Here is a 21,558-nt window from a genome sequence, read left to right as displayed (position 1 = left end):
TTCCCACCAAATATTTTCCAAAGAATTTTTCAAGGGGAAATTTTTGCAAAGATAATAAAACCTTTCGAAACGACCAAGTAATATGCTGTAAAGCATAGTTTTAACAAATACAAAAGAGAACAGAAACAGCACTAAAAAATTTTTCAAAAATCTTCCTGAAGTTTTCAGAAAGCATCAGAATGAAGTTAAAAAATCATCAGAATGTTTCTTCTCAGCAATTATTTCGGCCAGTCACCACATTCACATTTATCTTTATCCGCAGATTTTACACAGAAAATCCGAAAATCCGTATTTAAATATCAAAATATATTTTTATATTTGTTCAGAGAGTCCTGCCGTTTTAAGAGATTTCAATGAGAGAGATTAAAAATATATTTAAAAAGTTAGTATTATGGAAAATGAATTTCTTGGTGTGAAAGGCATAGCTCGCGTCTGTATGGCACTGGTTCCGATTATGGCAGTTCTCTATGTTGGCGGTTGCATCTATATTCTATTTGTCAATCATAATTATGTACTACCCGCTCTGCAACTCATTCTGGAGTCAGCCTTCACTCCGCAGGCAGCCGGAGGAGGATTTGCCGGAACAACGGTTATGATGGCTGCCCGATACGGTATTGCCCGCGGACTATTCTCCAATGAGTCCGGTCTCGGTTCTGCTCCAATCGTTGCTGCAGCAGCACAAACCCGCAACTCCGTGCGTCAGGCTCTGGTATCTTCTACCGGAACATTCTGGGATACGGTGGTGATCTGTGCGCTGACCGGCATCGTACTGGTGAGCAGCATACTGGCCTATCCCGACATAGACCACACCAGCGATGCCGCGCTCACCAAAATGGCTTTCGCCAAGATTCCGTATGTAGGTACTCCGATTCTCTCATTCGGCATCGTGACCTTTGCCTTCAGCACGATTCTGGGATGGACCTACTATTCTGAGAAGGCTGTGGAATACCTCGGCGGGCGAAAGATCATGCTGGGCTATCGTATCATCTGGATTGTGATGATTTATATCGGTTCGGTGGTGAATCTTTCCTTAGTATGGAATTTTGCAGACATCGTCAATGCACTGATGGCTGTGCCCAATCTGATTTCCCTGCTCCTTCTGTCGGGAGTACTGGTGAAAGAAACCCGCGCCTATCTATGGAGCGGACATATGGATGAATATGACGACGAAATGATCCGATAGACTTTTTATTTTTCATAATTTATTCCTAACTTTGCAGCCCATTTCCAAAATTGGGAAAAACGGAAGCATTATGAGAAATAAATATCATCAGGACATTATAGAGGTGTTAAAGGAAGCAGACGGGCGGAGCATGCCGGTACGTCTGATCGCCCGCCATATCTATAATAAAAAGGTGGGACTTTTTGCCGGGAACCTGCCCTTCAATGATATTTACCAATCGGTGCGCTTCTATCTCTGGTCACAGTCCAACCGCCCCTCCTCCCCTTTTCTGAAAGGAGACAAACGAGGTGAATATCGTGTGCGCAGAGAAGTCTTTTTTCAGATGGAACTGGATTTCAACACTCCCTGCATCAGCAACTCCGACAAAAAAGACAATCCAACCGAAAAGACAGAGGGACAACCGGGAGAATTCCAACTTTTTGACTGACCGGAACACATTCTATTCTTACAAGATACCCAATAAAGCAACGAGTGCTATCGCTCCTTTTCAGGAAACCGATAGCACTCGTTGCTTTTTCTATACTAAACTCCGGTATGTTAATACCATTCGAGGTTTGAACTGTAGCTGCTCTGCTTTTTCCATTTCAACACGTCTGCCAGTGTTCCGGCATTCGCAGAGAAAGTGAAGTTATAAGAGCGATACGGACTCAATACCACACTGGCTGACATCGAGAAGCAGTGCAAGTCACGGCTCAACGAAGCGGTTGTCATAGACAAACGGTGATAATTGAAGTCATATCCAGAAGAGAAACTGATGTTCCATCCTGCTGAAATCTGCAAGTTTCCGGAGAAGTTCATCGTATGGGTCAGTTTGTAAGGATAGCGCATTCGCTTCACACGGATCTGTGCATCTGTATTTTCGCGCATACTGATACCGTAGGATACCGAGAAGGACCACGGCAACTGGAATGCCAGATATCCGTCTTCGTCCACACCCGAATCGGCAGAACGCTTGGCTCCCTTTCGGGCAGCTCTGGCTTCCGGATCCAGATTGGTATCATTGTTTTCGTTGATGGTACGACTGTCATCCTCAGAAGAACTGCCATCACCGCTCTCCTCCTCTTTCTTGCCTCTGCCGAACAGTTTTCGGAAGGTTTCATTATTAAAGGTATAAGAGATATTCTGCGACATACCCTGGAAACGACCGAAACGTCCGTAAGACCACTCGGTGCGGTCGCCCACCCGTACGTTTCCGTTTTCATCAAACTCATAGGCATAGGTGGCAAACACAGCATTCATACTGAACGTGTAATTCCACGGCGTACGGATACGGATATTGGTATTCAAGTCACTCCACGGCCGGCTTGCCGCCGCCATATTATAGCTCAGGCTGGCTCCCAACTCATCAATCAGACTGATTTTCTTATAGCCCGTTGAGTCCCGGTCGGTACGCACCTTCATTTCCACATTGTTCGAAACCGACATGGTAACACTACCGTTCTTGCCGCGTGTCGGCACTCCGTAGAGTCCGTCGGCGTAAGGAGAATAGGTTACGGTAGATACATTACCCTTCTCGTCCGTCTTGACATAAGTATCCCAGTAGCCGAAACGCTCCGCTCCGAAATCCGGTTTATAACTCAAACTTACCGACGGCGTGAAGACGTGACGGATTGTCTGAATCTTGTTTCCGAAGAGTTTGGGCAGCGGCGTATAGAAACCGTACAATTTCGTATTGGCCGATATACTCATGTTGTAGTCGTAGACATTGTAGAATCCCCATGTCGTGTCAGCCACTTCAGACTTGGTCTTCGGGTCCCACTTCTTCGTCACTCGATTCGAATACATTCGGTCGGTAAAGCTGAACTGCGGAGTGATGTTGATGTAATTGCCCACCGTAAAGCTGGCACTGATCGGAATTTTGTGCGACATACCGTTGCGCCAGTCCTTAATCAGATTAGACTTAAACAGTTTGTCCTCCTTCGTAAAGATGCTGTTGCTCAACTCACCCGTATAGCTCACGGCGATTTTCTCATACCAGCGCTCCTTGCCGACCATCTTCTTCCGCTTGAACGGGTTAAAGCGCGCCAAAGAGATATTCAGACTCGGCAAAGTCACGTTCACCGAAGAGTCCTGCATATTCTGCGAAAGGTTGAAGTTTCCGGAAAGCGTCAGACCGATGCGTGAGAAAGTTTTCGAATAGCTCACACTGGAAGTACGCGTACTCTGCGTGTAACTCTCCGGATTATACATACTGTTCAGGTTGTTTCGCTCATAATTCTGTGTGGCAAAGTTCACACTGGCCGAGAAACTCTGTGTGGGATTAGCCTTGGCATCCTGGCGGTGGGTCCACTGCACCTTGAAGCTGGTTGACTTCTGATAGTCCGGCATGTTCTTCTCACCCTCCACCGTATTCTGGTAACTCACGAAGAAATTACCCGAAAAACGATAGCGTTTGTTGTAATTGGACTGTGCACTGAGTCCCCAGGAACCCTTGGTATAAATCTCACCCAGCAATTGAAGGTCTATCATGTCGTTGATGGCAAAATAGTATCCACCGTCACGCAGATAAAAACCACGGCTCAACTCATCTCCGAATGTCGGCATGATGAAACCCGAAGAATACTTTTTGTTGAACGGGAAGAAACCATAAGGAATAGCCAGTGGCAGCGGCACATCCTCCACCACCAGATAGGCCGGACCGAAGACCACATCCTTGCCCGGTCGCACCTTGGCACGGGTCAGGGACAGATAAAAGTGCGGATGGCTTGCATCACAGGTCGTGTACTTGCCGTGGCGCACATACATCACCCCCTCGTGGTCACGCTTGGACTCCTCGCTGATCAGGTATCCCTCGCCCTGCTGCGTATAGACATTGTTGATAAATGCCTTTTGGGTCTTGAAGTTATAGCTGATCTTTTCCGGTTCATACTCGTCAGAGCCCTGCTTGAACACCGGCTGTCCTTTCACATTACCGGCAGAGTCTGCCCGGCCCACGGCGTGCACCAGACTACTGTCCAGACTCATGGTAATCAGTTCCGCCTGAAGTTCCAGATTCTGATATTTCACCACGCCACTTCCGAAAAGATTGGCTCTGCGGTCGAACTGTTCGAAAGTGATGGAGTCTGAAGCAGAATAAGTAACCGGCATATCCAATGCCGATTTGCTCTTCTTTACCGAATCGGTTGCCGTAGAATCCGTAAGCACCGAGTCTGCTCTCAGAGAATCGTTCAGCAGCAGAGAGTCGAGCGATACACGCACCGGAAGTTTCTGCAGGCTGTCGGCCAACGGAGCTGCCGGCTGTTGCAAAGAATCGGCCAGCACCCGCGACAACGTGTCGGTTCCCAAAGAATCCTTTTCGGGCACCCGGCACTTGACCGTTCCGGACACGCGTTGCAACCCATAATCAGCACGCTGATCATGAGCCAACACATAAAAAGTCCCCAGGGACCACAATGTTATGAATATTTTTGTTTTCAATGAATTCTAGTTCTAGAACGGAGAATATGAAAAATTTATTCAAAGACTTCCTTCCACCTCTGAAAGATCATCACTCCCTGTTCTCCGTATTTCTGCAGGCTGGCAATGACTTTCTCATAAGATTTCTCTTTGTTGAGATGCGTTTTGGAATAATATTTATCGGCATAGCAGATGACCTGCTCTTCGAGTGTTTCGGGCTGAAAATCGCGATGGGGCAACGGCAGATCGCGCGCCTCGATGTTTTCCTTGGTCAGTCCCGTACCGGTGTGCCGTTCACATACGCGGGCATGACGCTCAAATCCTTCACGACGCATCAGTTCCGCACCCAGGTAACCGTGACACAGATACGGTGCCTCGCCATGACAGTGAATGCCCTCGGCATCGGTCATGAAGATGCCAATGTCATGAACCATGGCCGCTTCTTCCAGAAAAACGGTGTCCAGATTCAATTCAGGATGCGCTTGCGCAATCTTCAGACAACGGTCGGCCACCTGTCTGCTATGGCACAACAATATCTCCTTCAAGGGAGGATTGTCTGCATAATATTTGTCGATAAGAGCCAAAAAGTCCATTTTCATAAAATTATTCGCGCAAAAATAATGCTTTTTTTTCATATTCTCCCCATAACCCGCAGCTTATTGGCATAATAAAATACAATTTACAGTCCGTAAAGGGATAAAAGAAAGCCAGCCGCCCCGTTTCGCACCATTTGCGAGACAGGGCCGGCTGGCTTTTTCTGTATTTTCTGCGGCACCCGGATCAGTTCCGGCTCACCATCTTGACACCCTTGATGGTTTTCAGTTTCTTGATGAGCTGTTCCAGTTTCACGGTGTCGTCCAACAATACGGTTATATTTCCGGAGAACAGACCGTCGTTTGAGTCAATGCTGATGCTGCGCAGAGAAATCTTCTCCTCCTTGCTGATGATGGAAGTGATATTGTTCACAATTCCCAAGTCATCGTTACCCACCACACGCAAGGTAATCGGATACTGGCTGCCGCGCTTTCCGGCCCAGCGTGCTTTCACGATACGGTAGCCGAACTTGGTGCGCAACTGTTCGGCATTCGGACAGTCGCAACGGTGAATCTTGATACCGCCGTTTACCGTAACAAAGCCAAAGACATCGTCTCCATAAATCGGATGGCAGCACTTGGCAAGCGTAAAGTCCAGACCTTTGAGATTCTGGTCAATAACCAGCACATCATCATTCGTCTGGGTCTTCATCTCGGCTTCCGACTGCATGTTGTATTCCTGTGCGCTCGGTGCCGGAGTGTGATCGGCCATTCCGTTGAGATATTTCTGCATTTCCGTGTACTTGTCGAGCACGGTGTTTACATCTGTCGTTCCGTTGGCCAGACTGTTATAGAAATCCGTCACATACTTGAAGCCCATCTTCTTGATGACGTGCATCATGGTCGGCTCATCATATTCAATCTTGCGGTTCTTGAACTTACGCTCCAGCACCTCCTTGGCATAAGCCGCCTGACGGGCCTGCATTTCCTTCAGAGACTGACGGATTTTGGTGCGCGCCTTACCGGTGATGACAAAATTCAGCCAGTCCTGCTTCGGAGTCTGATTGGAAGAAGTCAGAATTTCCACCTGGTCGCCGCTACTGAGCTGCTGGCGCACCTGCACATTTTTGTCGTTGATGCGCGCTCCGATGCAGTGCTCTCCCACATTCGTATGGATGGCATAGGCAAAATCGAGCACGGTGGCTCCTTTCGGCAGTTTGAAGAGATCGCCCTTCGGTGTGAACACAAACACCTCGTCCTCATAGAGTTCCATCTTGAACTGATCCATGAGTTTCATGTCGTCATTGTTCTCCAGGGCATTGCGGATGCTGTTCAGCCACTCGTCCACTCCGGCCTCGCCGCCCTTAATGCCCTTATAGCGCCAGTGCGCAGCCAGACCGCGTTCGGCAATCTCGTCCATACGCTCCGTACGGATCTGCACCTCCACCCATTTGTTTTCCGGACCGAGCACCGTGATGTGCAGACTCTCATATCCGTTGCTCTTGGGGATGGACAGCCAGTCGCGCAGACGTTTCGGGTTCGGCTGATACATATCCGTGATGATGGAATATGCCTGCCAGCACTCCATCTTTTCGCGCTCCGGTTTGGAATCCAGAATGATACGGATGGCAAACAGGTCGTAGATGCCGTCCACACCACACTTCTGGCGTTTCATTTTCTGCCAGATGGAATGGATACTCTTGGTGCGGCCCTTCATGTGGAATTTCAGGCCGGCATCTTCCAGCTTCTTCTGAATCGGACCGATAAAGTTCTCGATATAGGCATCGCGCGACTTCTTCGTTTCGTTCAGTTTGTCCTTAATATGATAATAGGCATCATGTTCCAGATATTTGAGCGACAGGTCTTCCAACTCGCTCTTCAGGCGATACAGACCCAGTTTGTGGGCCAGCGGCGCATAAAGATAAGCCGACTCCTGCGCCACCTTCTGCATGGCCTCCTTGTTCGGCGTGTCCTTGATCTGGCGCATGATATACACACGATTGGCAATCATGATCAGAATCACACGCATATCCTCGGCAAACGACAGCAGCAGACTGCGGAAGTTCTCGCTCTCGATACTCGGATTCTTGTCATAAAGCTCCTGAATGCGGTTCAGACCATGAATGATTCCTGCCACATCCTCGCCGAAATCACGCTCCACATCCTCCGGGGTGCAATAGTTGCTCCGCACGCATGAATGCAGCATCACGCCCAATATCGCCGCGCGTGTCAGTCCGATTTCCTGCGCCACGATGAGCGAGGTTTCCATATCTGTGATTATCGGATTCAAATCAAAAACATCACGTTTCAGGAAATTATTGAGACCGGCCTGCACCAGATAATTTTTCAGATTGGCGCAATCATCAGGCTTCAGAACTTTGCCCGACAGCCGTAAGAGAGACCGATACAGGTCCTTCAGATGCGTTTGCTCTTCAGGACGAAAAAAAAACAGATTTTCCATAGGCTCTTCGTATTTTTTCTCAAAGTTACAAATTTTCGGAAATAATTGCTCATTCTCTCCTTTATTTTTCGTATATTTGAAGATGAAATTGATGTATCAATCTAAAATCATCCGTTTATGCTAACAACAGAAGATAAAGAAGTACTCCGGAAAAAGGGTATTTCAGAAGCTCAGGTAGAGCAGCAGCTCAAGAAGTTTGAAACCGGTTTCCCTTTTCTGAAACTGAAGAATGCGGCATCCGTTGAAAACGGCGGCATCCTGCGTTTGGACGAAGATCAGTGCAACCAGCATATCGAACAGTGGCACGCTTATCAGCAGAACGCCCACCGCATCACCAAATTTGTGCCGGCTTCGGGCGCAGCCAGCCGCATGTTCAAGAATCTCTTTGAATTCCTGGAAGCGGATTACGACCAGCCTCAGACTAATTTTGAGAAGAAATTTTTCGATGAGATCCATAAGTTTGCTTTTTATGCCCGTCTGAACGAGGTATGCCTCCAGAATCAGGGCAAGGAGCTCGACACTCTGGTGCAGGAAGGTGCTTACAAAGCTGTTGTAGCAAACCTGCTGAAAGCCGAAGGTATGAACTACGGCCAGTTGCCGAAAGGCCTGTTGCTGTTTCATAAATATGACAAAGGAGCACGCACTCCGGCCGAAGAGCATCTGGTAGAAGCAGCCCTCTATGCTTCGGCCAACGGCGAGAGCCATGTGCACTTCACCGTCAGCCCGGATCATCTGGAGCTGTTCCGTGCGTTGGTGGCAGAGAAAGCACCGGTCTATGAGCAGGAATTCCAGACCAAATATCAGGTGGAATTCTCTATTCAGAAACCGTCTACCGACACGGTTGCCGCAACCAAGGAGAACGAGCCGTTCCGTGTAAACGGCGAGATTCTGTTCCGTCCGGGTGGTCACGGTGCGCTGATCGAGAACCTGAACGATCTGGATTCGGATATCGTGTTCATCAAGAATATTGATAATGTGGTGCCCGACCGTCTGAAGGGAGACACCGTGAAATATAAGGAAGTGATTGCCGGTCTGCTGGTATCTTTGCAGGAAAAGGCCTTTGCTTATCTTCGCAAACTCGATACCGGTGTCTACACCCATGCCGATCTGGAGGAGATTATCCGCTTCCTGCAACAGAAGTTGTGCTGCCGCAAGGAAGACATCAAGGATCTGGAAGATGCCGAACTGGTGATTTACCTGCGCAAGAAGCTGAACCGTCCGATGCGTATCTGCGGTGTGGTTAAGAACGAAGGCGAACCGGGCGGCGGTCCGTTCCTGGCCTACAACGCCGACGGCACCGTTTCTCTGCAGATTCTGGAAAGCAGCCAGATTGACAAGAAGAATCCGGATTATGTGAAGATGTTCGAAAACGGAACTCACTTCAATCCGGTGGACTTGGTTTGTGCCATCAAGAACTATAAGGGCGAGGCCTTTGACCTGACTCAGTATGTAGATCACAACACAGGCTTCATCTCTGAAAAGAGCAAGAACGGCAAGGAGCTCAAGGCTCTGGAGTTGCCGGGACTGTGGAACGGTGCCATGAGCGACTGGAACACTGTTTTCGTAGAAGTACCGCTCTCAACATTCAATCCGGTGAAGACCGTAAACGACCTGTTGCGCGAGCAGCATCAGTAATCAATCAATCTGAAATTTAGCAGAAACAAAAGATATGGTTAAGAAAATTCTTTTATTGGGATCCGGAGAACTGGGCAAGGAGTTTGTCATTGCCTGCAAACGCAAGGGACAGTATGTCATCGCTTGCGATGCTTACCGGAACGCACCGGCCATGCAGGTGGCCGACGAGTGTGAGGTGTTTAGTATGCTCGACGGCGAAGCCTTGATGGCTGCCATCCGCAAGCACCAGCCGGACATCATCGTACCGGAAATCGAGTCTATCCGCACCGAAGTGCTGTACGATGCAGAGAAAATGGGCATTCAGGTAGTGCCAAGCGCCAAGGCGGTGAACTACACCATGAACCGTAAGGAAATCCGCGAACTGGCTCATACTGAGTTGGGACTGAAAACGGCCAACTACCGCTATGCCAACAATTATGAAGAACTGTGCACAGCCGCAGCCGAAATCGGTTTCCCATGTATCATCAAGCCGCTGATGAGCTCTTCCGGTCACGGTCAGAGCAAGGTGGACAGCGCCGACGAACTGGCCAAAGCCTGGGATTGCGCCTGCCAGGGTGCCCGTGGCGACCTGAAGGAAGTGATCGTAGAGCAGTTCATTCCGTTTGACAGCGAGATCACTCTGCTTACCGTCACTCAGAAGAACGGTCCTACCCTGTTCTGTCAGCCGATCGGCCACGTACAGAAGGGTGGCGACTATCGTGAAAGCTTCCAGCCGGCAGCCATCACTCCGGAGATGCTGAAAGACGCACAGGATATGGCCGAAAAGATCACCCGTGCTTTGGGCGGTGCCGGTCTTTGGGGTGTAGAATTCTTCCTGAGCCATAAGGAAGGCGTTATCTTCTCTGAGTTGAGTCCGCGTCCTCACGACACCGGTATGGTTACCCTCTCAGGCACCCAGAACCTTTCTGAGTTCGAGTTGCACTGCCGCGCCGTCCTCGGTCTTCCTATTCCGGAAATCACTCAGGAGCGTATCGGTGCCAGCGCCGTAATCCTTTCTGAAGTGGAAAGCAAGAAACCGGAATACACCGGAATGGAACAGGTATGCGCCGCTACCAATACTTATCTGCGCATCTTCGGCAAACCCGAAGCGCATGTAGGCCGCCGCATGGGTGTGGTTGTCTGCTGGGATAAAGTGGGCAGCGATCTGGATGCCCTGCGCACCAAGTGTAAGGGACTGGCAGCCGGTGTTCATGTAACCGACGGCGAATAAACCGAATCTTTTTAAAAAACAGGAGTCGTATCATTACTCAACTTTCAGAGTATGATACGGCTCTTTTTTGATAAAATGAACAAATGCTTCTGATCCTCTTTTTTATCGTCTGAAAAAAGTAATAAAACCGAACAAGGAAGTTATGCCACACGGGCCGTAACTTCCTTGTTCGGTTTTATGAATTAGAGAATTACTTTTTCGGATCGCAACAACTGCGCTTTATACCAGAATCACGGTAACACTCCGCGCTCCGTGTGCTCCCATCACCAGTGCCTGCTCAATATCGGCAGTCTTCGACGGGCCGGAAATAAAGACTCCGAAGCCATACCTTCCGGTATCAATCAGCAGATAAGCCTCGTGCATGTTGTTCTTCAACGCCTTGCGGTCCAGCAGAATCACCAACGCCTCGGCAATGAAATACACCGCACGCTGTTCCACCTCCTGCTCCATCCAGACCGCTCCATTCTCACATACACCTAAACGGCCCTGAACGATGGCCAGGTCTGTGCCGTCGAGATCTCCCGGAGCAGCCACGGTGTCAGGATGAAAAGCGCCGCAGTCCACCGTCTGTTTGCCAAAGGCTGTATCCACCTCCGCAACTGTAGAAGCAATCCGTTTTGCCTCGGGATAAAGACTGCGAATCAACGCGTTCAAATCATCCCCTTCCTGAAGCAGCACAGCCTGACCGCCCATCTGCTTCATCACCTCGGTAAACTGCCCGATCAGGTTCGGATAGCGGATGGCATGCTCTTCTATGCTCCGATAATCGGGTTTCTCATATTTTGTCTGCGTATTCTTCCGGATATTTGCCAGAATCGTGTCCCTGCTGCTCATTTCTGTATTTTGTTTTTCTTCCACATTTCGTTAAAACTCTCTTGTGCAAAGCGAGGCATATCATGCTCCTTACCCCAATCATTCAGTCCGTTATACATCATGAAGCGCGGCAGATGATTTGCCAGAGGTGCCACACCCAGCGCCGCATTGAACAGAGCCGGATGCTCCATCAGCTGCTTCATACCGTCGGACATGAACTTCTTGGACCTGCTGGCCACTCCATACTGTTGTAACCGCTGACGCCAGTTGTAAATCTGATCGGCCAGATCCACCTTGGCCGGACAAACGTTCTGGCAGGAATGACACAGCGAGCAAGCTGATACATTGTCGTAGTACACCTGAGGCGCTTTCAACATGCCCAGATTGATACCGATGGGACCCGGAATGAAATAGGTATAGGAGTAACCTCCGCTTCGACGGTACACCGGACAGGTGTTCATGCAGGCACCGCAGCGCAGGCAGTTCAGCGTCTGCACATGATCCCGGTCTGCCAGAATCTCGCTCCGCCCGTTGTCTACAATGATGATATGCAGCTCACCACCCGGACGCGGCTTGCGATAGTGCGAGGTATATGTGGTGATCGGCTGACCCGTACCTGAACGCGCGAGCAATCGGGTGAATACACCCAGAGCCTCACGGTCCGGCACAATCTTCTCCAGTCCGAATGCCGTGATCTGCAATTTGGGTTGTGAAGTTCCCATGTCCGCGTTACCTTCGTTCGTGCAAACCACACACTCGCCCGTTGACGCTACGGCAAAGTTGGCTCCCGTCATGGCCGCTTCGGCCTCGATAAACTTATGACGCAGATTCTTGCGGGCCGCATGCGTCAGATAAGTCTGGTCGTTGTTTCCCGGTTCCGTACCCATCTCACGAACAAACAGCTCTCCGATTTCTTCCTTCTTGATGTGAATGGCCGGCAAAACAATATGACTCGGCTTCTTGTGCATCAGTTGCAGGATGCGCTCGCCCAGGTCACTCTCCACCACCTCAATACCTTTTTCCTCCAGATACTCGTTGAGTCCGCACTCCTCGGCCAGCATCGACTTACTCTTGATGAAATGATGCACTCCGTGGTCGTTCAGAATCTGGTGCACCATCTGACAATACTCCTCGGCATCCTTTGCCCAGTGCACCACCGCTCCGTTGGCCGTAGCATTCCGTTCAAACTCCGTAAGCAGTTCGTCTAGATGACTGTTGCTATACATCTTTATATCGTGAGCCATCTGGCGCAGTTCTTCCCACTCCGGCAGTTGACGGCTTATCTTGTCTCTCTTGGCACGCACCATCCACAAGGTTTCATCGTGCCATGCGGCCAGACTCTTGTTCTTCTGAAACCGCTCTGCTGCTTCTGAATGCTTTGTACTCATAGTCCTGATGCTAAGATTTCCACAATATGTTTGGTTTTGATAGGCAACTTGTCGCGCGCGATGATACCGTTCTGGTGCATCAGACACGAACTGTCTGCCCCGACAATATATTCCGCCCCTGTTTCCATGTGACGACGGATCTTGTCGCGTCCCATCTGTCCCGAAACGGCATGCTCCTCCACTCCGAACATACCGCCGAAGCCGCAACACTCGTCCGGCCGTTCAGGCTCTACAATCTCTATGCCCTGAACCAGCGAAAGCAGGTCGCGCAGTTTGTTATAATAAGGGATATTCAATTCGGAAGGTGCCGAAAGATGCATCAGGCGCACCCCGTGGCAGCTGTTCTGTATGCTTACCTTGTGCGGGAAAGAAGCCTTCAGGGAGGTAGGCTTCACCACATCGTGGATGAATTCACAAATATCGTAGATTTTGCCTTCACTCTGGCAACGGTGTTTTTCTTCCTTCAGCAAGCGTCCGTAATTGTCGCGTACGAAGACGACACAACTGGCCGAAGGACCTACAATATAATCGTACTTTTCAAAAAGACTGTCGAAGCGGACAGCCAGCTTGACCGATTCGTTTTCAAAACCGGCATTCGCCATTGGCTGTCCGCAACAAGTCTGATCCAGCGGATAATCCACATCGAGCCCCAGGCTCTTGAGCAGCTTATAGGAAGCTACGCCCACTTCGGGATATACCGCATTGATATAACAGGGGATAAACAACCCTATCTTTTTGTCCATGATACCCATTGTTCTGTGTTGTTTTAACGATTAGTACACACTAAAGTTAGAACATATTTTTGGATATCGTTTCTCATCGCACCGATTTTTAGAAATAATTTAACCGGCGTTACATTCGTTATACTTACCACAAACGTGTACGCTTGGCTGGAGCCAGATACATGCGGTTGACGGCCTTCACATCGAAGGTGTGATACCAGCGATAGACAGCCGGCACTGTGCCCTGCACACGGACTTCGTCAAAAGCCAGCGGCGAAGTGCTGTAGTAAGCGGCCTTATAGTCATCTGTGGTCACCTTGGCCAGAGTCTGCGCAAAGGAAACGAAGAAATTCTGCCGTTCCTGTTTGCGGTTCTGGTCCGGAACACCGCGCCGGCTCAAGTCCTTCTCAAAGGCCTGAGCCGCAATCTGCAGTCCGCCCAGATCGGCAACAGCCTCATCGGCCACCAGCGCTCCGTTGGTCATCGTTCCCGGCAACAGTTCCAACAGACTATAACGGCCGGCCAGTTCCTGTCTGCGGCTATTGAAAGCCGAACGGTCGGACACCTTCCACCAGTCGGCCTGTGCGCCGGTCTGATTATACAGCGAACCTTCGGCATCAAAGCCGTGCACCAGTTCGTGCGCCATGCGGAATCCGGCCCCGCCATACAGACGTGCCGCAGCATCCTGCTCATCCAGGAACTCCTCGCCGGCAAAGGCAGCGGTCACAATCAGCGCATTCATACGCGGCTCATAAGCACATGCCGGACGGAAGAGCGGATAAGTGTGGAGAGCATATTCCCAGCGGCGGTCGGCAATCTGAGTGCCGAACAAGGCCAGCTTATTGTCGTAACACAACTTGCGCAACTGATTGGTAGCCGCACAATAATTGTCGGCATTGATCTGTACCTCCGTGCTCTTGGGCCAGGAAGCCGGTTGCAACAGCAGGCAGGTCACGGCATCCAGTTTCTCCAGAGCCGTGTTGCGTGTTTCCTCGCCCATCCAATCCACACTGTCGCGCAGACGCTCCTTGAAGGCATTGCGCAAATCAGAAGAGATACTCTCTATTTTGCTGCGCTTGCCTGTGGTCGTATATTTCTGAGCATACTGACGGCCGACAAATTCCGGAACAAAACGGTTCAGACAACTCCAGGCATCCTCCGCGTTGGCCGTGTTGACATCATACTGCTTGTGGTGATCATAGAAAATGCTGCCCGTCTGATAATTCAGCTCAAAGTCCAGCCATTTCTGCTGAATGTCCAGTCCCACCTGATAAGCGTTTTGCTCCACCAGATAAATAGCCAGATAATTCTTCAGCTGATCCAGGTCACCGTTCACAATCAAATCATTGGCCACATCAATGTTTGTGGCAGGATCGTAGACACACGTTGTGCTGATACCGCATTGAGAAAGCAGATTCAGAATCGAACTGCTCTCCGTAGCCCGGGTATTTTCCTGTGCTCTGCTGCTCTGTGCTTCTGTGTAGGCAGTCTGCAACAAAGCCTGCACCGCCAGAGCATCATCAGCCATCTTCAGGGCATCCGCCAGCGAAGTCTCCGTAAACAGGCCCGAGAAAGTCTCTCCCAACAACTGGCGATAGGCAGCCTTGAAGGCGGCATCCTGATAGCGGCTGGCATCGAAATAAGTGGAAGTCACCTTCAGAATCGGCAAAAACACTCTGCTGTTGAACTCATGCGGAGTGACACCGATCTCAAAGAACGGACTGTAACCCGCCTTCTGCATGGAAGCGATGGCCGACATCAGACGGTCGCGCGTCGTAACACGCTGAATCTCCGTAAGCAGGGAGCGCAAGGCATCCGCGCTTCGCTCGGCACGGTTCAGTTTGTCCTGTGCCATCAACGTATATTTCTGAATGAGTTCATTCGTACTGCTCTGATACATCATGCGCAGTTTTCCATCCGCATCATTTTCCGTAATCTGCCAGGGTCCCCACTCTTGCCAGCCCTGCGGCAGCGAAGTGCGGGCCAGCCATCCGCCGTTGGCGTAACGATAAAAATCATTTCCGGCCGCCACCGATGTGTTCATATCGGCGGCTCCATCCCACGGTTTTACATATTCACCCGGTGCATCGTCCGAGCACGAAGGCAACATCAAAGCGCCCATACCGGCCAGACAGCAGGAAAGGCAAACATACTGTATTCTTTTCATCTCTTCGTTATTATAAGGTTTAGTATTCTCATTATTCAAAATGCCAGCCAGCACGGTTCAGGTCGTGTGCCATGCGGATAAAGAGCTCCGGCTCCACATCATTCTTCACCAGTTCCGTAAAGTCGTTGCTGATCATATCCTCCCAAGTCATGTTCTCCTGCATCGGCTGCTGCGGATCAATGGAAGTATAAATGGCATACGCCTTCTTGTACTCCTGTTTCAACATACACAGATGGGCGTAATTGGCCTGAGCGTACGGCATCAGCTTCACATCCTCCGGCAGACTGTTGTAAAGCAGTTCGGCCAGCGGTGCCTGCTGATAGAGCACCGCGCAATAGATTCCGTTTACCAAAGCACCGATGCCTTCGCGCTCGGTAACGAACACGTCGAGCACACGGATGCTGCGGATGTCGCGCAAAGCCACACGCACCACACGGTGATGCAAGGCACTCATACCCACAATACTCTCCGGATCTACGGAATCCGTCATCAGGTCCTGGAACAGACCGCCGTAAGGCAACGATACCGAACCGCTCTGCAACGGCGCAAAGGTAAGCCAGTAGAGCACGGTCTGCTGCCAGTTGCCGTCCGCGCCACGATACTGCACCGCTACCGGATGATACTGACACACGGCATCGGCCAGTATGGCCTGCAGACGCTCCATGCTGAGCTGTGCGCCTCCCTCGATCGGCTTGTCGATATTATCCGCACCGGCAATCTCCTCAATTTGCCAGAAAGGCAATTCCACCGTTTCGTTCTTGATCTGATCCACGCCTGCAAGCCACAGCCCCTTGCCCTGAACCTGATCCTTGCGGAACACCACCTGACTGCCATAAGGACGGGTGCGCACCACGATGTATTTCCGTGCTGCCGCCTCCTTAAAGGCAAGCACCTTCTTATATTCCGCCGACAACTGTTCTACGGTAAACGGCAGCTGCTCCCAACCAGCCGGACGGACAGACTGCTCGAGCGCCAAAGTTTCACGCAACAGGTCACGTCCCAAATACTGCTCGCGATAATGATGCGCCGCAGCCGCCTGAACGCCCTCAGCGCTCCACAGCGGAGTAGACACACCCCAAGCCACCTGCTGCATCAGGCGGTGATCGCCCGTCTGCTCATACAGATAGTTGCTCAGATAAGCCAGCACCTGTTCATAATCTTCTATCAGTTGTTCCTCGGCTACGCGCACCACGCATGCACCGCAGTTGGTATAGTAATAGTTGATCCAGCTGTCTGTTGCCGACGGTACGCTATGCCAGGCCGCTCCGGTACGCAAATCATAAGGCGCATCCACAAGCACCGCCACGCAAAGTTCCTTTTCGGGCCATTCGATCAGCACATCCGGATGCAATCCCCATTCCGTGTCGGCCACAGGCAGTGTGGCACGTGTAGAAACACGGATTCCGGCTCCCAACTGCTCCAGCACGGCCAGTCCTTTCTGCAACAGTTTTCCGGCCAGTCCCACCGGCAGATCTTCACGTTCAGTCCAGCGAGCCACTTCAGTTTGGAACAACGGTTCACGAGAGTACGGATAACGGTCTTCGTCCTCCTGCTCCACGGTATGTCCGCGGAACAGTCCCTGATAATCCAGAGCCACCGCCTGTCCATAGCGCACCAGACGGTTGCCCCCCTGCTCTACCAACATCGGTTTTTCCGGTTCCTGCGGTTTCGGTGCCACTGCCGGCTGCTGTTTCAGAGCGGCAATCTGCTGCAACAGTTCCACACGCTCTGTCTCCATCTGCACAAACTTCTGGCGCAAGGCCGCAATCTCCGACTGCGCCTCGATCAGCTGTTGGCTCAGGTTCTCCGATTCCTTCACCTGTTCCTGCTCCTGCTGCTTTTTGTTACGCCAGGTTTCCAGTTCCTGCTTCAGGTTTTTGATTTCCGTCTGAGAAGCCGTAAGCAACTCCTCTTTCTGGCGCAACTGTTCCTCCGAAGCCTTCAGTTGTGCGGTCTTTTGATTCAGCAAACTTGTTTGTTGCTCCAATTCATTCTTATGCTGTGCTATGGCCACCTTCTTCTGCTCACAATCAGCATTCATCCGCTCCAGTTCCGCAGTACGGTTTTTCAGTTTGTCGTCCAGGTCCTGCACCTTCTGATGCAACAATCCGGCCGACATCTCCTGCTGTTTGAACAATTCCTGCATGTGGCCCATTTCCTCTTTGCCAGCCAACAGATTCTGTTCCTGCTCCTTGAGTTTCAGATCCTGAGCCTGAAGCGTTTCCGCATTTTGCGAAATCACCGTTTCCTTCTCGGCCAGAAGATTCTCTTTCTCCTTCAGCACGGCATCTTTCTGCTGCAAGGCCTCTTCCTTGCGTTGCAGTTCTTCTGTTGCTTCCTGCAAGCGGGCCATATATTCCTGCTCTTTCTGCTGCCACTGGCTTTCCTTTTCAGAGTTCTTTTGCAATTCCGCTTCTTCGGCACTCTGACGAGCCTTCAGATTCTCCAATTCCTGCAACAGCTCTTTCTGGCGGGCTTCAAACTGGCGTACAGACTCCTCCAAAGACTTGATTTCTTCCTTCAGAGCGCTGCTGTTCACTTCCGCTTCGCTCAGACGCAGCGTAAGGGCAGACTTCTCATTTTCCAACGCCTCTTTTTCCGACTCCAAATCCGATTTTCCGGCAACAAGAGCCTCATTAACCGCCGTCAGTTCAGCCTTTTCGGCCGCTAGAGTTGTGTTTGCAGCGCTAAGATCCTCTTTTTCGGCAACCAGATTCGCATTAGCTGCGGTAAGCTCTTCCTTCTCGGCAGTCAGAGCCGCATTGGCGGCAGCAAGTTCTGCATTCGTATTTTTCAGCGCGGCACCATCGGCTTCCGCTTCGTTGAGGCGCGCCGCAAGAGCCGTTTTCTCACTTTCCAATGCCACTTTCTCGGCGGTCAAAGCTGTTTGTTCCGCAGTCAGCTCTGCTTTCGCCTGTTTCAGTTCCTCATTGCTTTTTTTCAGTTCTACATTAGTGCTTTTGAGTTCCGCATTGGCGGCATCCAATGCCTTGCCGTTTGCTTCAGCTTCGCCGAGACGGACCGACAAGTCCTTCTTTTCGCTCTCCAAAGCAACCTTGACAGATTCCAGTTCTGTTTTTGCCGTGTTCAGCATCGCATTCGTATCCTGCAAGGCCACAATGTCCAGACTCCTTTTCTCCAAATCCGCACGCAGTCCTTCCGAAACCCGATTCAGTTCGGCTATCTGTTCTTCCAGACTCTGGATTTTAGTCTCCAGTTCTTCATTCCTTTCCGAAGAAGCAGCCAGTTTCTGCTTCAAAGACTCTATCTCGCGGTTCAGTTCCTGCTGTCTGGCCAGCAGAGCTTCTATATCAATGCCCGAAAACTTGTTCAGGGCCAATAAGAGTTTATTCATATTCCGTTTGTTTATATTGCCATATTATTCTGCCAAAGATAAGAAAAAATCCTGAAACCGAAACAGATTCTTTCGATAAAGCGACCGGAACGAAAAAAAGGCTGCCGGCGAAACCGCCGACAGCCTTGAATCAAATTATGATATAAATTCGAGAATTATCCGTAGATGATGTTACCGTTCTCGTCACGGTTCTCGTCGATGAATGACTTCTGATACTGGGTCATACCGCGCAAAGACATACCCATGTTAGAGAAACCACCGTCGTGGAACAGGTTCTGCATAGTAACCTTCTTGGTCAGGTCTGAGAACATAACCACGCAGTAGTCTGCACACTCGTCAGCGCTGGCATTGCCCAGAGGAGACATACGGTCGCTGAAATCATACAGTCCGTCGAATCCCTTGATACCGCCACCGGCAGTAGTGAAGGTAGGTGACTGAGAAATGGTGTTGATACGAACGCCCTTCTCACGACCGTAGATGTAACCGAAGCTACGAGCGATAGACTCCAGCAAAGACTTGGCATCGGCCATATCGTTGTAACCGAAGAAAGTACGCTGTGCAGCCACGTAGCTCAATGCCAGGATAGAACCGTTCTCGTTGATGGCATCCAGCTTCTTGGCCACCTGAATCATCTTGTGGAATGAGATAGCCGAGATATCGAGAGTCTTGCCCAGCAAGTTATAGTCCAGATCATCATAAGTACGTTTCTTACGCATGTTGGCGCTCATAGCCACTGAGTGCAGCACGAAGTCGATCTTTCCACCCAGAGCCTCCTGAGCCTGTACGAACAGGTTGTTCAGGTCCTCAACTGAAGTTGCGTCAGCAGGAATCACAGTAGCGCCGGTTTTCTCAGCCAGTTCGGCGATAGTACCCATACGGCATGCCACCGGAGTATTTGTCAATACAATCTGCGCGCCCTCTTCAACGGCACGTTCTGCCACCTTCCAAGCGATTGAAGCATCGTTCAACGCACCGAAGATGATACCACGCTTGCCTTTCAATAAATTGTAAGCCATAATATTCTTTATTCAGTTAATAGTCCTTATTAATTTATCTAAACGCCGGCAAAGGTAACTAAAAAATGCACATTTCAAGAATGTTTTGTGCAATTTTTTCGGGTTTTCTCTCTTTTTGGTCCTTTACAAGGCTGTAAAGCGGTCAAAAAAGATACATTTTGATGTAAATATGTGGCGCAGAAAATGCCGCAGTGAAGAAAAAAGATATTAACTTTGCAGGAATTAATCAATTCAACTGCATTTATCCCTATGGAATTACTGAAAAAACGCATTCTTCAGGATGGAAAATGTTTCCCCGGTGGCATCCTGAAAGTGGACAGCTTTATCAATCATCAGATGGACCCGACCCTGATGTATGAAATCGGAAAAGAATTCATGGCGCGCTTCAAGGACCGCCCCATCAACAAGATTGTCACCATCGAAGCTAGCGGTATCGCTCCGGCCATCTTCGTGGGTTATCTGATGCACCTGCCCGTGGTGTTCATCAAGAAAAAACAGCCTAAGACGATGGAGAACATGCTCACCTCTGTGGTACACTCTTTCACGAAAGACCGCGACTACACGGTGTGCATCAGCAGCAACTTCCTTTGTGCCGACGACCACATTCTGTTTATCGACGACTTCCTGGCCTTCGGAAATGCAGCCAAGGGTGTGATTGACTTGTGCAAACAGAGCGGCGCCACTATCGAAGGTATGGGCTTCATCATCGAAAAGGCCTTCCAGGGCGGACGTAAGGTGATGGACGATGAGAATATCAAGGTAGAGAGCCTTGCCATCGTAGAAGACTTGAGCGACTGCAAGATTGTGTTGCGCTAATCACCGCACACGTTACGATACCAACCAAAGAACCCCGCTCCGGAAAGCGTCTTTATGCTCCGGAGCGGGGCTCTTCCTTTTTTACAGAATGACATTATGATATTTATGCGCTCTGAGACTGGCGGATATGCGTCCGGAAGATCAGGATATTCCAAAAATTCAAACCTCAGGGATTGCTTTCCGGCATATCCGTCTGTTGATAAATGGAATACACGCTATTTCTACATTCCTGCTACGCCTTAAACTACGTTTATCTGATCTTTAAAAACACCTTTTCTCCCCTCTTTTTCAAATTCCTTTGATGACTTTTCAGAGTTGCCGTGGTGATTTGTTGCCATCACCACGATGTTTCTCTTCATTCCTTGTGGGAGCTCGTTTCTTTTTCTGTGGAACTTTTCGCATAAAATCCGCATATATGCAGGAAATATGTGGTGTGGGAATGTATGATTATGTAGATTTTCTGCTGGATTGTATATAATCTTAGAATATGAAAGAAAGAGATTCTCATTAAAAACATAAAGAAATATATCACTTAATGCAAGTTTCCTATCATATTGATACTCCAGTATAACTATAAATATTAATAAAAGTTTAATTGAATAATAATATAATGTGTATCTTTGACTTGTTGGAAACAACATCTTGAATCTTGGGCTAAGATAGTAGGTTGTTGTGATTTGCTTACATTTTAGTATCTTTGACTTGTTGAAAACAACCGCCTGCGCCAGATAAGGCAAGGCTTCCAGGTTGTGATTTGCTTACATTTTAGTATCTTGGACTTGTTGGAAACAACACTTCCGTGATAATGCGGTCGGTAGTGTACGTTGTGATTTGCTTACATTTTAGTATCTTTGACTTGTTGG

The 21,558-nt window shown here is 49.8% G+C and carries 14 protein-coding genes and 1 pseudogene; 5 read left to right on the top strand and 10 right to left on the bottom strand.

Annotated features, from left to right (window positions below; all coding sequences use genetic code 11):
- Window positions 1-409 precede the first annotated feature (409 nt).
- Window positions 410-1,183, top strand: a pseudogene (locus DXA74_RS14315) (alanine/glycine:cation symporter family protein); the annotation flags it as partial.
- 70 nt (window positions 1,184-1,253) lie between these two features.
- Complete coding sequence (locus DXA74_RS14310; RefSeq protein WP_118528748.1) at window positions 1,254-1,610, top strand: hypothetical protein; 357 nt, start codon at window positions 1,254-1,256, stop codon at window positions 1,608-1,610.
- Window positions 1,611-1,720: 110 nt separating this feature from the next.
- On the opposite strand, the gene DXA74_RS14305 is transcribed toward DXA74_RS14310, so the two are convergent.
- The 3 genes from DXA74_RS14305 to DXA74_RS14295 form a co-directional block, all read right to left on the bottom strand.
- Window positions 1,721-4,600 (bottom strand): putative LPS assembly protein LptD, encoded by a 2,880-nt coding sequence (locus DXA74_RS14305; RefSeq protein ID WP_118528746.1) that lies wholly within the window; start codon window positions 4,598-4,600, stop codon window positions 1,721-1,723.
- Between the two features lie 35 nt (window positions 4,601-4,635).
- Window positions 4,636-5,172 carry an HD domain-containing protein gene (locus DXA74_RS14300; RefSeq protein WP_118528756.1) on the bottom strand — a complete coding sequence of 179 codons (537 nt, stop codon included), beginning with the start codon at window positions 5,170-5,172 and terminating at the stop codon, window positions 4,636-4,638.
- 187 nt (window positions 5,173-5,359) lie between these two features.
- On the bottom strand, window positions 5,360-7,573 hold the full coding sequence (locus DXA74_RS14295; RefSeq protein WP_118528744.1) for a bifunctional (p)ppGpp synthetase/guanosine-3',5'-bis(diphosphate) 3'-pyrophosphohydrolase: 2,214 nt from the start codon (window positions 7,571-7,573) through the stop codon (window positions 5,360-5,362).
- Window positions 7,574-7,690: 117 nt separating this feature from the next.
- On the opposite strand from DXA74_RS14295, the gene DXA74_RS14290 reads away from it, so the two are divergent.
- Complete coding sequence (locus DXA74_RS14290) at window positions 7,691-9,208, top strand: DUF4301 family protein (protein ID WP_118528742.1); 1,518 nt, start codon at window positions 7,691-7,693, stop codon at window positions 9,206-9,208.
- Between the two features lie 34 nt (window positions 9,209-9,242).
- Window positions 9,243-10,418, top strand: a complete 1,176-nt coding sequence (gene purT, locus DXA74_RS14285) for a formate-dependent phosphoribosylglycinamide formyltransferase (RefSeq protein WP_118528740.1) — start codon at window positions 9,243-9,245, stop codon at window positions 10,416-10,418.
- A gap of 219 nt (window positions 10,419-10,637) precedes the next feature.
- Here purT and DXA74_RS14280 read toward each other — a convergent pair whose 3' ends face one another.
- The 6 genes from DXA74_RS14280 to DXA74_RS14255 form a co-directional block, all read right to left on the bottom strand.
- Window positions 10,638-11,252, bottom strand: coding sequence for an LUD domain-containing protein (locus DXA74_RS14280; protein ID WP_118528738.1), 615 nt, complete (start codon window positions 11,250-11,252; stop codon window positions 10,638-10,640).
- The gene (locus tag DXA74_RS14275; protein ID WP_118528736.1) at window positions 11,249-12,619 is read right to left on the bottom strand and encodes a lactate utilization protein B; all 1,371 of its coding nucleotides are present in this window, start codon (window positions 12,617-12,619) and stop codon (window positions 11,249-11,251) included. The genes DXA74_RS14280 and DXA74_RS14275 overlap by 4 nt, the downstream gene beginning before the upstream one ends.
- On the bottom strand, window positions 12,616-13,362 hold the full coding sequence (locus tag DXA74_RS14270) for a (Fe-S)-binding protein (protein ID WP_118528754.1): 747 nt from the start codon (window positions 13,360-13,362) through the stop codon (window positions 12,616-12,618). Before DXA74_RS14270 ends, DXA74_RS14275 begins: the two co-directional genes overlap by 4 nt.
- Window positions 13,363-13,486: 124 nt before the next feature.
- Entirely contained in the window at window positions 13,487-15,508 is a 2,022-nt protein-coding gene (locus tag DXA74_RS14265; RefSeq protein WP_118528734.1) for a M13 family metallopeptidase, read from the bottom strand.
- Window positions 15,509-15,539: 31 nt separating this feature from the next.
- A complete protein-coding gene (locus tag DXA74_RS14260; RefSeq protein ID WP_118528732.1) occupies window positions 15,540-18,863 on the bottom strand; it encodes a hypothetical protein in 3,324 nt (1,107 codons plus the stop codon).
- 155 nt (window positions 18,864-19,018) lie between these two features.
- Complete coding sequence (locus tag DXA74_RS14255) at window positions 19,019-19,879, bottom strand: enoyl-ACP reductase (RefSeq protein WP_118528730.1); 861 nt, start codon at window positions 19,877-19,879, stop codon at window positions 19,019-19,021.
- 249 nt (window positions 19,880-20,128) lie between these two features.
- On the opposite strand from DXA74_RS14255, the gene xpt reads away from it, so the two are divergent.
- A complete protein-coding gene (gene xpt, locus DXA74_RS14250; RefSeq protein WP_118528752.1) occupies window positions 20,129-20,695 on the top strand; it encodes a xanthine phosphoribosyltransferase in 567 nt (188 codons plus the stop codon).
- A 239-nt stretch (window positions 20,696-20,934) separates the two neighbouring features.
- Here the strand turns inward: xpt and DXA74_RS14245 are convergent, their stop codons facing one another.
- On the bottom strand, window positions 20,935-21,432 hold the full coding sequence (locus DXA74_RS14245) for a hypothetical protein (protein WP_118528728.1): 498 nt from the start codon (window positions 21,430-21,432) through the stop codon (window positions 20,935-20,937).
- Window positions 21,433-21,558 lie beyond the last annotated feature (126 nt).

The organism is Bacteroides sp. OF04-15BH (assembly GCF_003477995.1).
In the GTDB taxonomy this organism is placed as follows: domain Bacteria; phylum Bacteroidota; class Bacteroidia; order Bacteroidales; family Bacteroidaceae; genus Paraprevotella.
Note: the sequence above shows the minus strand (reverse complement) of the source record. Positions and strands in the feature narration are given on the sequence as shown.

What these genes read in the sequence shown, in the direction of transcription:
- DXA74_RS14290 (WP_118528742.1), top strand. Translation starts at nt 7,691, where the DNA reads ATGCTAACAACAGAAGATAAAGAAGTACTCCGGAAAAAGGGTATTTCA.
- DXA74_RS14255 (WP_118528730.1), bottom strand. Translation starts at nt 19,879, where the DNA reads ATGGCTTACAATTTATTGAAAGGCAAGCGTGGTATCATCTTCGGTGCG.
- DXA74_RS14300 (WP_118528756.1), bottom strand. Translation starts at nt 5,172, where the DNA reads ATGGACTTTTTGGCTCTTATCGACAAATATTATGCAGACAATCCTCCC.
- xpt (WP_118528752.1), top strand. Translation starts at nt 20,129, where the DNA reads ATGGAATTACTGAAAAAACGCATTCTTCAGGATGGAAAATGTTTCCCC.
- DXA74_RS14265 (WP_118528734.1), bottom strand. Translation starts at nt 15,508, where the DNA reads ATGAAAAGAATACAGTATGTTTGCCTTTCCTGCTGTCTGGCCGGTATG.
- purT (WP_118528740.1), top strand. Translation starts at nt 9,243, where the DNA reads ATGGTTAAGAAAATTCTTTTATTGGGATCCGGAGAACTGGGCAAGGAG.
- DXA74_RS14275 (WP_118528736.1), bottom strand. Translation starts at nt 12,619, where the DNA reads ATGAGTACAAAGCATTCAGAAGCAGCAGAGCGGTTTCAGAAGAACAAG.
- DXA74_RS14260 (WP_118528732.1), bottom strand. Translation starts at nt 18,863, where the DNA reads ATGAATAAACTCTTATTGGCCCTGAACAAGTTTTCGGGCATTGATATA.
- DXA74_RS14295 (WP_118528744.1), bottom strand. Translation starts at nt 7,573, where the DNA reads ATGGAAAATCTGTTTTTTTTTCGTCCTGAAGAGCAAACGCATCTGAAG.
- DXA74_RS14310 (WP_118528748.1), top strand. Translation starts at nt 1,254, where the DNA reads ATGAGAAATAAATATCATCAGGACATTATAGAGGTGTTAAAGGAAGCA.
- DXA74_RS14270 (WP_118528754.1), bottom strand. Translation starts at nt 13,362, where the DNA reads ATGGACAAAAAGATAGGGTTGTTTATCCCCTGTTATATCAATGCGGTA.
- DXA74_RS14280 (WP_118528738.1), bottom strand. Translation starts at nt 11,252, where the DNA reads ATGAGCAGCAGGGACACGATTCTGGCAAATATCCGGAAGAATACGCAG.